The 13715-nt window shown below is 46.9% G+C and carries 11 protein-coding genes; 3 read left to right on the forward strand and 8 right to left on the reverse strand.

What is annotated here, in order from left to right; translation table 11 throughout:
• Positions 1-129: 129 nt before the first annotated feature.
• The 3 genes from U6B65_01775 to U6B65_01785 are packed head-to-tail and all read right to left on the reverse strand — an operon-like array spanning position 130 to position 2351.
• Complete coding sequence (locus U6B65_01775; protein WRS27881.1) at positions 130-1416, reverse strand: GHKL domain-containing protein; 1287 nt, start codon at positions 1414-1416, stop codon at positions 130-132.
• Positions 1409-2149, reverse strand: coding sequence for a LytTR family DNA-binding domain-containing protein (locus U6B65_01780; GenBank protein WRS27882.1), 741 nt, complete (start codon positions 2147-2149; stop codon positions 1409-1411). The genes U6B65_01775 and U6B65_01780 overlap by 8 nt, the downstream gene beginning before the upstream one ends.
• A 4-nt stretch (positions 2150-2153) precedes the next feature.
• Positions 2154-2351 (reverse strand): hypothetical protein, encoded by a 198-nt coding sequence (locus U6B65_01785; GenBank protein WRS27883.1) that lies wholly within the window; start codon positions 2349-2351, stop codon positions 2154-2156.
• A 400-nt stretch (positions 2352-2751) separates the two neighbouring features.
• On the opposite strand from U6B65_01785, the gene U6B65_01790 reads away from it, so the two are divergent.
• The 3 genes from U6B65_01790 (at position 2752) to U6B65_01800 (ending at position 6888) form a co-directional block, all read left to right on the forward strand.
• The gene (locus U6B65_01790; protein WRS27884.1) at positions 2752-3459 is read left to right on the forward strand and encodes a DUF6385 domain-containing protein; all 708 of its coding nucleotides are present in this window, start codon (positions 2752-2754) and stop codon (positions 3457-3459) included.
• 63 nt (positions 3460-3522) lie between these two features.
• Positions 3523-5049, forward strand: coding sequence for a DUF6385 domain-containing protein (locus U6B65_01795; GenBank protein ID WRS27885.1), 1527 nt, complete (start codon positions 3523-3525; stop codon positions 5047-5049).
• Positions 5050-5112: 63 nt separating this feature from the next.
• Entirely contained in the window at positions 5113-6888 is a 1776-nt protein-coding gene (locus U6B65_01800) for a glycosyltransferase (protein WRS27886.1), read from the forward strand.
• A gap of 261 nt (positions 6889-7149) precedes the next feature.
• Here U6B65_01800 and U6B65_01805 read toward each other — a convergent pair whose 3' ends face one another.
• The 5 genes from U6B65_01805 to araA all read right to left on the reverse strand — a co-directional run bounded on the left by U6B65_01805 (position 7150) and on the right by araA (position 13700).
• Positions 7150-8232 carry a substrate-binding domain-containing protein gene (locus tag U6B65_01805; GenBank protein ID WRS27887.1) on the reverse strand — a complete coding sequence of 361 codons (1083 nt, stop codon included), beginning with the start codon at positions 8230-8232 and terminating at the stop codon, positions 7150-7152.
• A gap of 136 nt (positions 8233-8368) precedes the next feature.
• Positions 8369-9379: an ABC transporter permease gene (locus tag U6B65_01810; GenBank protein ID WRS27888.1), complete on the reverse strand. Its 1011-nt coding sequence runs from the start codon at positions 9377-9379 to the stop codon at positions 8369-8371.
• Between the two features lie 28 nt (positions 9380-9407).
• A complete protein-coding gene (locus U6B65_01815; GenBank protein WRS27889.1) occupies positions 9408-10892 on the reverse strand; it encodes a sugar ABC transporter ATP-binding protein in 1485 nt (494 codons plus the stop codon).
• 620 nt (positions 10893-11512) lie between these two features.
• Positions 11513-12205 carry an L-ribulose-5-phosphate 4-epimerase gene (locus U6B65_01820; GenBank protein WRS27890.1) on the reverse strand — a complete coding sequence of 231 codons (693 nt, stop codon included), beginning with the start codon at positions 12203-12205 and terminating at the stop codon, positions 11513-11515.
• Between the two features lie 22 nt (positions 12206-12227).
• Positions 12228-13700: an L-arabinose isomerase gene (gene araA / locus U6B65_01825; GenBank protein WRS27891.1), complete on the reverse strand. Its 1473-nt coding sequence runs from the start codon at positions 13698-13700 to the stop codon at positions 12228-12230.
• Positions 13701-13715 lie beyond the last annotated feature (15 nt).

Below are 13715 nucleotides of genomic sequence, written 5' to 3' on the forward strand. Positions count from 1 at the left end.
CAAATGTTCGCTATAAGAATACTCCGAAAAACAGAAAAAATGAGCCTTTACACTTAAAAGGCTCATTTTTACACTTAAAACAGGAAATTGGCGACAAGTTTCTCTTGACAAGCCGGATCCTATCCATTTTTATACCAGAAGCCGTACCCGGAAAACATCGTTTTCGATTCGATACATCAACTCACCATCATATTTTTTGGCGAAGGCAAGCACGCTCTTGCTGCCAATGCCGTGACCATCTTCACAAGCCACAGGGTAGCCGCTTTCGTCAAGAAAAATCCCCTCAGTGCAAGGATTCTCCATTTCCAGCAACAGTCGTCCCACTCTCCGGCAGGTGAAACGCAGATAGGAGGGGGAACTTTTGGGCAATGCGATGCAGGCTTGAATGGCATTCTCCATTAAGTTTGAAACCACCATCGTAATCTCTAAGGAATCCACCATTAAATCCCTTGGAATTTCCAGTTCAATTTCTGTCAGAATCCCCAATTGCTTGGCAAAAGCGGCGTAATGGCAGACGGCGGCATTAACAGCGGGATTTTCACAATAGACCTCACCGATTCGGTATGATACTTGATTTTGATTTTGTAGCAAGGCAACAGCTTCATCCGTTTTTCTCTGCTCCAAAAGCTCTAAAAGCACATTGTTAAAATGGCGCCGATCATGAGATGCCCGGCTGTTCTGCGCTGATGCCTCCTCCATTAGTTCAAGGCGCTGAGACATATTTTCAGCGGCCAATTGCAGATATTCCTGCTCTGACTGCATTTTCTGATTTTCCTCCTTCACCCGAAACTCCCTCTGAAGGTTTTTAAGAGAGAGCAAAATGGAACTGTAGGAGGCAAGTCCAATGAAAATCACCAGAATCAGTGGCACTGCCTGTTCGGTCAGCATCACAACAATATCATCCGCCGTTAGTACATAGTAGTTGAAGGTAATGTAAAGCCCCAACGCCACGGCGAAATACGCCATCCAATGCTCTACCGCCTGACGATACAGCGGACGTACATAACGCCATAAAACCAGCAGAAAAGCACCGAATAGGAGTATGCGCAGCAATGAATTTGCGTAGAGGGGATAAGGCAGATGCCTTGAGCCAAGAAAGCTTAAAATAATAACGGTATCGCTTATGTTTTGAACAGTAATATAAGAAAACAGCCACTGCATAAAGTTATCCTTAAACATTGGACGCACGGCAAAGCAAAGCACCGCAAACAGGATAATATCAAGCTTTGAAAGCAAGGTCAGGTTTCCGCTGACATAACAGTAAACAGCTGTACCTAAATCAGCGGCAAGAATGCCGAGCATGGTCAGCAGTGTGACTTTTTTAGAATATTTTGGCTGCAAAAGGGATGTCATCAGCAAAACATTGGCGGTAGTAGAAATGATGGCTCGCAACAGGTCTGGAAAGATTTCAATCATTGTCCCGCCCCCTTGCCATTAGGTAATCCATATAAGTATCCCTTACAGCCGCATAATGCTTAACGGCAATGGGGACGATTTTGCCGCCGGATAATGTAAAACTATCCTTGGCAAAGCGCTCCACCCGCCTCAGATTGACCACAAATGAAGTATGGCATTGCAAGAAATGCCTGTCCTTTAAAATAAGTGATATATATTCCGTGAAATTCTCTCGCATCGTTCGGCTTTGCACCTGCTCTGCATTTGACAGATAAAATAGGACAGCGTGCTTACTATACTCGCAGCAGACGATTTCAGAAAGTTTTATGATCCGTAAGCTATCCGCAGTTTTAACCGCAAAGGTCTGTTCCTCAGCAAGGTCTGCCCTGGAGATGGCAAGGGTCAAGGTATTAAACAACTGGGCCTTGTTAATTGGCTTCACAAGATAATTTATGGGGCTTGCAGCGTATGCCTGCAAAGCAAACTGAGGCTCGGTGGTGGCATAAATAATTTGCGTTTCACGGTCGAGACGGCGAATTTCTTTGCCGAGCTCAATGCCGCTGACCATAGGCATAACAATATCCAGTATGTAAAGATGAAAGCTCTTCGACTCAATGGCGGTTAAAAGTGTATCAGGATGGGAAAAATTCTTGACCTCCGCATCTAAAGTATGGTTATGCAGATATTCTGTTATATAGTCGTTTAAAATAGCAAGCTCATTTGGCTGGTCATCACAAATGGCAATCTGCAACATACAATTACACCTCCCGGCCAGAACCATATTTTTTACTATGGGGTATCCAACCATCAAATTCATCTTGTTTGTTCCGCCCAAACTTCACTGCCTTAACAGCGGGAAATTCATTTGCTTCTATCCAGAACGTCCGTGTCTGGCGACTACTACTTAAATCACCGCATACTTCGTTTGTAGTTAACCACCTATCCTCATTTTGCATGGTGCCTCTCCTTTATGAAGTAACTATTAATTATTGTAGCAAAAAAAGGTCAAAGTCTCAATGAATTTGTCTGTTCGGATATAGATAAGCAAATGCAGACGGCTAATTTAAAAATGCTTATATTATTAATAAAAAGTGCCGATTGCTGCGTTTCCTTTAGGTCAGCAAGCAGGGGGGGCGGCATGCAGAACCACCCGTTCCTAGGCTTAACAGATTCCTTCCTCCGGTCGAAATGGCTCCGCTACACACAGTGAAACCGTATTGCCGGATAAGACATTAATAACCTATGCAGAGAGATGGATCGGCCTGGAATAACCAAAACTTCTGCTGGTGAATAGAATAGACAAGAACGTAACGTGAAATAGCCTTAATAAGGTAAGACCTGGAGGTGCTAATCCATATGGAAAATGAAATTTCCATATCCACCATCAGAAGCAATCAGGATCTTCATCTACTTTACTTTGACAGTAATCACATTGAAAATCCCAGTAAAATTGATAAGGCATATCTTTTGAATGCATATAAGAAAAATCCCGATAGCGAAGTAGAAGTAGTATTAAATGAATATTTAACACACGAAGACGCTGTGCTGATAGATGAGTTAATAAAAAAACCGAGATATTCAAGCGATGCCAGTAACATCTTATGTGATATAACGGAAGCTGTACAGACTTTATCCTATGGCTCCGTTGAAAACAAGGGGTTGTTGGTGAAATTCAACGGCTTTATTTATAAGCCAAGAATTCTTCTTTTTTATCGTAAAGAGATCATTTACCCACGCTGTGGATGCGAAATATTTTTTGAAAAAGAGCTGGAACTACACGGCTTTGCACACAGGGCGCAGTCACCGTGGTTTTACAGTGGAAGGTCACAGACGATTACATTTTTTGTTGAAAATTTAGGAAGTCGTGAAATTAATATTCATCTTGAGAACAGTCCAAACGCAAATAGCGTTGTGGTTGATCCACAATGTTTATGTGTAAAACCCGGGCAAACGGTGGATATTGTACCCTATAGGTTTTCAAAGTTCATTAGACTGGCTTCAGTATCAGACGACAATCGGATTGTCTGTAATCTATGGTTTCAAACGCAACTTATGAACGATTAAACAATTTTTAGAATATGATAGATTAGCCTTTCCAATAGAAAGGAATATACTGGAGGTAAAAAAATGAATTCACTCGTATTCAATACTACTGCGGACCAATTGCGCACTAGTATTTATGGATATAACCAAGGCACTTCAACTTTCCAAGCATTACAATTGGATACAGCCGGACAGTTACTGGTTTCTCTATCCAACACCGATCTGACGGTATCCGGTGACATTACAATAACCAACACACTGTTGACGGTAGCCGGTGACGTAACGGTTACCAATACACTGCTGACGGTAGCCGGTAACGTAACGGTCACCAATACACTGCTGACCGTAGCCGGTGATGTAACGGTTACCAACACACTGCTGACCGTATCCGGTGATGTAACGGTCACCAATACACTGCTGACCGTATCCGGTGATGTAACGGTCACCAATACACTGCTGACCGTATCCGGTAACGTGACGGTTACCAACACACTGCTGACCGTAGCCGGTGACGTAACAGTTACCAATACACTGTTGACCGTATCCGGTAACGTAACAGTTACCAACACACTGCTGACCGTATCCGGTGATGTAACGGTTACCAATACACTGTTGACCGTATCCGGTGATGTAACGGTTACCAATACACTGTTGACGGTATCCGGTGATGTAACGGTTACCAATACACTGTTGACGGTAGCCGGTGACGTAACGGTCACCAATACACTGCTGACCGTATCCGGTGACGTGACGGTTACCAATACACTGCTGACCGTATCCGGTAACGTAACGGTTACCAATACACTGTTGACGGTATCCGGCGATGTAACGGTTACCAATACACTGTTGACGGTAGCTGGTGATGTAACGGTTACCAATACGCTGCTGACCGTATCCGGTGATGTAACGGTCACCAATACACTGCTGACCGTAGCCGGTGATGTAACGGTTACCAACACACTGCTGACCGTAGCCGGTGACGTAACAGTTACCAATACACTGTTGACCGTATCCGGTAACGTAACAGTTACCAATACACTGTTGACCGTATCCGGTAACGTAACAGTTACCAATACACTGCTGACCGTATCCGGTGATGTAACGGTTACCAACACACTGCTGACCGTATCCGGTAATGTAACGGTTACCAATACACTGCTGACCGTATCCGGTGATGTAACGGTTACCAACACATTGCTGACCGTAGCCGGTGACGTAACGGTTACCAATACACTGCTGACCGTAGCCGGTGACGTAACGATTACCAACACACTGCTGACGGTATTTGTTGACGGCAATGCGTTCTTCTCCACATCCAACACGTACTCCGGTGTGACCGGAACCGGTATCGCGCTTCCGATGACAGATATTGGGAATCTTAGAACAGCAACGATGTTTATTGACAATACCGGAACAAGCCCTATTACTGTTAGCATGCAAATCAGCCCTGATGGAACCGTATTCTTCAATGACCCCAATCATTTGAATGGTGTTGTTGCAGGCGGCACAAACAGCATCATGGTGGTGGATATCTTCGGACAATATGCTCAGATCTCTTACGATGCTGGCGCCCTTGCAACCTTCACAGCATATTATAACGGTCAGGCATAAGTGAGATTACTTCCACAGAGCTTCGGCTCTGTGGTTTACATAAAACAGGATGGGAGTTTGATTATGAAAACAGTAAGTCTTTGTATGATTGTTAAGGATGGAGAAAGATATATAGAGCAGTGCATTGCAAGCGTTTTTGAGGTGGTTTCAGAAGTCATTATTGTTGACACGGGTTCGACAGACAACACTCTAGAACGGGTCAAACGCTTTCACCCTCAAATTTATCATTATAAATGGAATAACAACTTTGCAGATGCCAGAAATCTTTCTCTGAAACACGCCAAGAGCGATTATATTCTTGTGTTAGATGCCGACGAAGTTGTGTATCCCGAGGATTTGCCAAAGCTTACCGAACGGATTAACAACACCGATGCGGATGCAATATCAATCAAATTCCATAACATCACAGATGAAAACTCAGAAGATACCTTTAATACGCACATAGGGTTGAGAATATTTAAAAACAATAGCTTTCACTTTGAAGGCGCCATTCATGAACAGCCGATCTTTCACGGAGCCGACAGGAAAGCCGTGCTGGAGAATGCGGATATAAAAGTAAAGCATTACGGTTATTTGCCCTCTAATGCGGGAGAGAAAAAGCGCAACCGCAACATGCCCATTTTAAAGGAACTGTTGGAGAAAGATCCTAACAGTGCATTTCACCTGTTCAATATGGGCAATGAATACCTGAACATCGGGGATTATGATACTGCGCTGACCTACTATGAAAAATCCAACAAATATAAAGATAATACCTTGGCTTACACGCCTCACCTTATGTACAGAATGGCAACATGTCTGCACAAAATGAAACGCAACGAGGAGAGCCTGGCTATCATCGCCGATGGGCTAGGTCTTTATCCCGCCTGCACCGATTTCGAATATTTACGTGGATTGATACTCACCAAAATGAAGCGGTTTTCTCTGGCGCTGGATAGCTTTCGCAGGTGCATGGATATGGGTGAAGCACCCCCATCCTTGTCCTTTTTTAGCGAAACCTCTAATTTTAGGCCACTTGTTGAGATGGCGAGAATCTATTATTATATGGATGACTACAGCAAAGCGCTGGACTGCTATATGAAAGCAATTCAAATCAATCCGAAAAAGGTTGATATAATTTATCATATCACTAAAATGCTGAACAAAATATTTGCTGATAAGAATACCGTTTATCAAAATCTGTGTAATCTCTTTGCCGATAGCAGCTACAAACCAAACGTAATGGTGATGACAGATGCCTTGCTTGATGAAAAACTAATTGAGCAAGCCAATACTGCATTGAGTAAATGCAGCGATAACGCTGCGGAGCCGGATGCGGATCTTTATTTTTCACGAGGCCGCCTGCTGTTTTATACCCAAAAATATGAGGCCGCATTTGAGATGTTCAGCCGTTGTGTCAAGCCTGGCATAGCTCGTGGTATCTTACCTGACAAAAAGCAAAGATCTTATGACTATATGACAGCTTGCAGCTTGCTCTGCACAGACCTGCACGTTGAATATCTCGAAATGGTAAATGCATTGGAAGATACCGTGGATAGGGCTGTTTATCTGGCTTTCCAGCAAGTATCAGACGCCTCTCTGGACAGCAGTGCTTTTGGGCGAATTACATCGGTACTATCCAAACTTTTGTCTGTTCGCGCATACGATGTGTTTGAACATGCGCTTTGTATCCTTAATCTTGTGGATAGTAACGAGGTCTTGTTGTTGCTGGCAGATATCTATTATCAAAATGAGTTCCACGATATGGCGGTTAAAACAATCTTACGATCTGTCAAAGAGCTTGATATCATAAATACCAATGCAGTCTTTATCCTGAACAAAGAATTTTGCATCAACTGAGGGCTTTTAAATATAAGATATTTTGTCCCCCAGGCGGCGGTATAGATGAGCTTTAATCCATCCAAGGTCCTCACCGGTGTGCAGACCATTGACAGCGTGAATTATTGCTTTAACGACAATAGCATACTGAAAACCAACAGGATAAACGAATGAAAACAGAGGCAGAAACCGATAACTGGTTTCTGCCTCTGTTTTTCCGTATTCAGTTTTATGGTCCGAGCATTTTTCTGTGTCGGCAATTATGAATGCAAAAGGGTTCGGTTACTTGCCTGCGTTAACGATGGCCTGAACATCCGGGTCGTTAACATTGCTCTTATCCACAACAATAACGCCGGTATCGATGAATTTTTCGGCAGGCGGATTTCCCTGTGCAATGGCAACAGCAGTTTTTACACCTTCATAACCCATATAGTGGGCTCTCTGAAGGATGGTGGTTACATTCAGGTCGGTGTTTTCGATCAGATCGGCGACTTCAACAGAATAATCAAAGCCGAGATGGATGAGGTCGGTGCGTCCAGATTCTTTCAGGCCGGTTGCGGTTCCAACAGTGGCGCTGTTGGCGGGGGAGAAAAGAGCCTTGAGATCAGGATAGGTTGTGATGAAATCCTGTGTAAAGCCGATCGCCTTGGTGATATCGCCTTCACTCATTTTAATGTCGTTTTTCAGGATTTCCCATGCCTCAGGAGCGTTGGCATCCCAATATTCATAGAGGCCCTTGACACGGTCGGAAATGGTCTGGGAGCCCATGGAAGAAACCGAAATACCGATCTGTGCGTGGTCGGTTTCCTTGAGGCCAGCATCCTTCAGTTTCTGGAGCAGAATCCCGCCGCAGAGCTTGCCGGCTTCGTAGTTGTTGGTGAGCAGGGCGGCGCTGTAGTTATCCGAAGCGATGGTGGTATCCAGCAGGATAACAGGAATGCCCATTGCCATGACCTCTTCAACCGGCTTTACCATAGCGGTGCTGTCGGTGGGGCAGAGGAGGATGGCATCCGGCTTTGTGGCTGCGGCATCCTGCAAAAGCTGCATTTGCTTTTCAATATCGGTATCCAGATTGGTGTTGGTCAGGGTAAAATCCTTGATTCCTAAATCCTTGATGGCGGCTTCCACACCACCGTTTACAATAGACATAAACTGGTTGCCCATAAGCTTGCTGACATAACAGATTTTCATTTCGGAAGCTTCCTTGGCGCCGCTTGATTCACGGGCTGCTTCAGAACTGGAGGCCGGGGCCGCAGCGGAAGAGGCAGGGGCTGCTGACGAAGCGGGAGCAGTCTGGCCGGATTGGCAGGCGGCAAGGCCGAACACCAACATCGAGGCCAGCAGTATGGAAATGAACTTTTTCATGGTTTTCCCTCCTAGATTGTTTCTGAAATGAATGGGTTAAAAAGGTCAGTTCATGCAACGGGCCTTAATCCAACAGAGGGCTTTTAGTGCCCTCTGCATGATCCATTTTAGGGGGGGCCAGGAGATGTGCCCGGAGTTAGCCGTTCTTTTTGCGCCGCTGGGCCTCCATGGCGCAGGCTGCCACAACAATAACACCAATGATAACCATCTGCCAGAAGCTGCTGACACCGTTGAGATTCAGCCCATTTCGCAGAACGCCCATAATGAGAGCTCCGATAATGGTGTTGAGAATGGTGCCTTCACCGCCGTTGATGGAAACACCGCCCACCACCGATGCGGCAATAGCCTCCAGCTCATAACCGATACCCGCTGTGGGCTGTGCAGAGGATGCACGGGAGGCCACCAGAATACCACAGATAACCGCCGAAAGGCCGCTGACACAATAGGCAAACATACGAGTGGTAATGACATCAATACCAGAAAGCCGGGCGGCGGCGTGGTTGCTTCCGCAGGCATAAATTTGGCGGCCGATCTTGGTTTTGGTGATGATAAACAGCAGGATAAACCCATAGACAAAGGTGATCACCACGCTGTAGGGAACAGAGCCCAGAAGGGGAACGGTATCGGCAAACCGGCCGCCCCCAAGCTGATAAAAGGCATCCTCAATTTGTTTGTTGCCCACTGAATTCACATAAATGGGCGCACCGGCCACAAGGACATAGGCAAGCCCACGGAACACCCACTGGGTTCCCAGCGTGGCAATAAAGGGGACAACCCCCAGCACTTCAATGGAAAAGCCGTTGAGGATTCCCATAAGAATACCAAAAATCAAAGCCAGTGTGATGGCCATAGGGATCGAAACCTGTTTGCTGAGCAGATAGACCACAATAATTCCGCCAAGACCCATAGAAGCACCCGCACTCAGGTCGGTTCCGCCGCAGACAAGGCAGAAGGTGAGGCCAAAGCCGATAATGGAGTATGTAACCACCTGCTGGGTGATATTAATGAGGTTGCTTTTTTCCAGAAAAACGGTAGGTTTTAGAATGGAGAATACAATAAACATCAGCACAAGGGCTGTGCCGGAAAAAATAGCCTTTTTGGTGGCGATGCTCAATCTGGATGATATTCTTTTTATAGTGGCGGTCAAATGAATCACTCCCCGAAATGTGTCCAAATCAGCAGGGCTGACTTAGCTTATTGTATCCTGCGGCCAGAAACAGAATTTCTTCCTGCGTGGTGTTTTTGGTTTCCAGCTCACCGTTGATGCTCCCCTCGTGAACCACAATAATGCGGTCGCTCATACCCAAAACCTCCGGCAGGTCGGAAGAGATCATGATGATGGCCACTCCCTGATCGCTCAGGTGGTTGAACAGCTCGTACACCTCATATTTGGCTCCCACATCGATGCCGCGGGTTGGTTCATCCACAATCAGCACCTTTACATCGTTGCACAGCCACTTTGAAAGAACAACCTTTTGCTGGTTTCCGCCCGAAAGATTGCGGGTGGTCTGGTGCAGGCTGGGTGTGCGGATCGCCAGCCGCTCCTTGAATTTCAGAGCGTTTCGGTAGCCCTCCTTATCATTTACGAGCATAAAACGTGTGAGAGCTCTCAAATGAGCCATATTGATGTTGAACTTTACATCCAGCCCAAGGGCTAGGCCGTCCATTTTCCGGTCCTCCGTGGCGTAACCAATACCCTGTGCAATTGCGTGAACCGGCCGTTTAATCCGAATGGGCTTTCCCTCCAGAAAAAGCTCTTTGGAATCGGCGGGGTCTGCTCCAAAAATACACCGCATGATTTCGGTTCGGCCAGAGCCCATAAGCCCGGCAACACCCAATATTTCACCGGCTCGGACAGAAAAATGCTCCACATCGACCTTACCTGCTCGCCGTATATTTTTGGCCTCAAAAACAACATCGCCGATGCTTCTTTGGTATTTGGGGTATTTATCTTCTAGATCACGCCCCACAATGAGATTCACCAGCTCATCCACCGTGATATCTTTATAATTGCGGGTGGCAATATACTGGCCGTCCCGCAAGACCGTAACCTTTTCGCAGATTTCCCCCAGCTCCTCCATACGGTGGGAGATATAAACCATACCAACGCCCTTTTTCTGTAGATTGCGGATGATTTTGAACAGTTGTTCAATCTCCTTATCGGTCAGTGAAGCGGTTGGTTCGTCCAAAACCAAAATCTTAGAGTGGTAAGAAATTGCCTTCGCGATTTCCACCATCTGCTGCTGCGCAATGCTGAGATTTTCCACCATTGTATGGGTATTGATATCGATTTCCAGATCATCCAAGATCGCTTGTGCATCCTGATGCAGCTTTTTATCGTTGACGATAGGCCCCGCACCCGGCGGACGGCCTATAAAAATATTATCCGCCACATTGAGATGGTTGCAGAGATTCAACTCCTGAAAAATGATGTTGACACCCAGCTCGTGGGCTTTGGAAACCGAAGTGATGGCAACTTCCTGATTTTCAATAAAAATCTTGCCTTCATCAGCCGTATAAACACCGGACATAATCTTCATTAAAGTGGATTTCCCGGCGCCGTTTTCTCCCACAAGACCGTGTACCTCGCCTTTGTTAACCGAGAAAGATACATTATCCAAAGCCTTGACACCCGGAAAGCTCTTGGATATGTGTTCCATTCTAAAAAGTTCTTCTCCCATACCGTCACCCCAATGCAATTAAATTCATAATAAGTGAAGCCGGCTGTTGGATGCCGCCTGATTAGCGCAGACAGCCTCTCTTGTTATTTTTATATAATAACATATGGCTTTTGAATCTTCTTTGCAATAATTCACTAGTTTTATTGCAATTGTTAACTTTATATTATGACTAATACCCTAAATACAATAGGAATTTGTGAATTGTATATAGGATGTACAGCGCAAAAAAGCCTGCTCCCATGAAAGGGAGCAGGCAAAAGCAGTGATGGAAAGGTCGAAAAAATGCGTATTTTGAGAACAATAGTGAGTGCAAAGTCGGGTATAGATCGCCTGTGGCGGTTACAGACTGTAGACATAACTGCCTTTAACTTGAAGGCTTTATGATTTTGATGCGTAATTCTGACCCAGTCGAATTTATTTCGACGCAGGAATCCCACTCTTTGCGCCGGAGCGGCGCAATCCGGGGGAAATATTGGGGCATTGGATGTCCCCCATAAAGGGTGTAGACTTTTGTCTACACCCTCAGACCGCCTATGGCTGTTGGCGGCAGATTGCGCTGTTTAAAACCACAGGATGGTTCTAATCCTATCAACTATAGGCTATTTTTGTCCGTAGTATGCGCCAGCTCCATGCTTGCGCAAGAAATGCTTGGAAAGAAGCACCGGGTCCATGGAGAGGATTTCCGGAGCCGAAGACTGACTGTGCCATGCCATAAAGGCCACTTCTTCAAGAACAGCCGCATTGTGAACCGCATCCAGAGAATCCTTGCCCCAAGTAAAGGGCCCGTGACTGGCTACCAGAACCGCAGGAATATCCACAGGATTCATCCCGCAGAAGGTCTCCACAATCACTTTGCCGGTTTCCGCCTCGTATTCACCTTCTATTTCTCCTTCGGTCATGGGCCGGGTGCAGGGAATACTGCCGTAGAAATAATCGGCATGGGTGGTGCCCAGAGCGGGGATGCTGCGCTGGGCCTGTGCATAGCTGGTTGCCCAGCGGCTATGGGTGTGCACAACACCTCCAATATTGTCAAAGCTGCGGTAAAGCTCCAGATGGGTGGGTGTATCGGAGGAAGGATTCCATTTGCCTTCCACCACCGCACCATCCGCAAGGCTCACCACCACCATATCTTCCGGCTTCATTTGCTCGTATTCAATGCCACTGGGCTTGATCACAGCCAGCCCTTTTTCCCGATCGATTTCGCTGGCATTGCCCCAAGTGAAGGTCACCAGCCCATAGCGGGGAAGCTGCATGTTGGCTTCCCACACCTTTTCTTTTAAAGCTTGCAACATCAGGATACCCTCCCAAAAATGGTTATGATTTCATTTTCCAAGCCCAATCCGCCAGCATCAGCTCCTGCTCCAAACGCGCCGGGGTTGTATCCGCTGTGATATGTACAAATTCAACATCCATTATACGAGCCCAATCCTGCATCATTTCTGCATCGCAGTCATAGCTGAGCACAGTATGGTGTGCGCCTCCCGCCACAATCCAGCACTCTGCGCCGGTGGCAAGATTGGGGGCGGGCTGCCACATAACACGGGCAACAGGCAGATTGGGCATGGTTTGGGTGGGGGTTACGCAATGAATATCCTGCACAATCAGCCGCATTCTGCCGCCCATATCGATGAGGCTGGCTACAATGGCGGGGCCTTCCTTGCCGCTGAACACCAGACGTGCAGGCGGCTCACGGTCACCAATGCCAAGATGATGAATCTCAATGCGGGGCTTATGGGCGGCCAAAGTGGGGCAGACCTCCAGCATGTGGGAACCAAGGGAGAGGCCGTTTTTCAGGTCGTAGGTATAATCTTCCATAAAGCTGGTGCCGCCGCCCAACCCATCGCCCATGGCTTTCATCACAGCAGTCATGGCGGAGACCTTCCAGTCACCCTCGCCGCCATAGCCATAGCCTTGGGACATCAGGTTCTGGCTGGCAAGGCCGGGAAGCTGCCGCATACCGTAAAGATCTTGGAAGGTGTTGGAGTAGGCGCTGCAGCCCTCCTGATCCAGCAGCTTTTTCATGGCGATTTCTTCTCTGGCCTGATAACGCACCGTTTCAAGATCATCGGTAGCAATGGTATATTTGGCGCTGTACTGCGCCATCATATCGTCTATTTCCTGCTCGGTGACAGCATTCATGCTTTCCACCAATGTGCCCACCGGCCAAGTATTGACCTGCCAGCCCAGCTTGATTTGTGTCTCCACCTTATCGCCTTCGGTAACCGCGACCTCCCGCATGTTATCGCCAAAGCGCATTACCTTCATGCTGCGGCTGACTGCGGCACCAACGGCGGAACGCATCCACTTGCCAATTTTGGTATGGGTGGCAGAATCCTGCCAATGGCCTGCGACTACCTTCCGGGGCAGACGCATCCGGGCACCGATAAAGCCGTGTTCCCGGTCGCCATGGGCGCTTTGATGCAGGTTCATGTAGTCCATGTCAATGGCTTCGTTGGGGATCTCCTCGTTGAACTGGGTGTGGAAATGCAGCCATGGCTTTTGGAGGAGCGAAAGCCCGTTGATCCACATTTTGCTGGGGGAGAAGGTGTGGCAGAAGGTCACAATACCGGCGCAGGTGTCGTCGTAATTGGCTTCTTTGATCGTGAGGCGAATTTCCTCCTCGGTTTTCATAATATCCTTGTATATGATTTCGAAAGGAAGATTGCCGCTTTGATTCAGGCCCTCCACCATAGCGCGGCTGTTGCTTGCTACCTGTGCCAATGTCTCGGGGCCATATAAAAACTGGCTCCCCACAACAAACCAAAATTGATACTTTTTCAGATTCATATCTTTCACCTCGGC

The sequence above is a fragment of the Oscillospiraceae bacterium MB08-C2-2 genome (assembly GCA_035621215.1).
In the GTDB taxonomy this organism is placed as follows: Bacteria; Bacillota; Clostridia; order Oscillospirales; family Ruminococcaceae; genus WRAV01.

Coding starts and splice junctions, on each gene's coding strand:
- U6B65_01780 (WRS27882.1), bottom strand. CDS start 2,149: ATGTTGCAGATTGCCATTTGTGATGACCAGCCAAATGAGCTTGCTATT.
- U6B65_01820 (WRS27890.1), bottom strand. CDS start 12,205: ATGTTGCAAGCTTTAAAAGAAAAGGTGTGGGAAGCCAACATGCAGCTT.
- U6B65_01785 (WRS27883.1), bottom strand. CDS start 2,351: ATGCAAAATGAGGATAGGTGGTTAACTACAAACGAAGTATGCGGTGAT.
- U6B65_01795 (WRS27885.1), top strand. CDS start 3,523: ATGAATTCACTCGTATTCAATACTACTGCGGACCAATTGCGCACTAGT.
- araA (WRS27891.1), bottom strand. CDS start 13,700: ATGAATCTGAAAAAGTATCAATTTTGGTTTGTTGTGGGGAGCCAGTTT.
- U6B65_01815 (WRS27889.1), bottom strand. CDS start 10,892: ATGGAACACATATCCAAGAGCTTTCCGGGTGTCAAGGCTTTGGATAAT.
- U6B65_01790 (WRS27884.1), top strand. CDS start 2,752: ATGGAAAATGAAATTTCCATATCCACCATCAGAAGCAATCAGGATCTT.
- U6B65_01800 (WRS27886.1), top strand. CDS start 5,113: ATGAAAACAGTAAGTCTTTGTATGATTGTTAAGGATGGAGAAAGATAT.
- U6B65_01805 (WRS27887.1), bottom strand. CDS start 8,232: ATGAAAAAGTTCATTTCCATACTGCTGGCCTCGATGTTGGTGTTCGGC.
- U6B65_01775 (WRS27881.1), bottom strand. CDS start 1,416: ATGATTGAAATCTTTCCAGACCTGTTGCGAGCCATCATTTCTACTACC.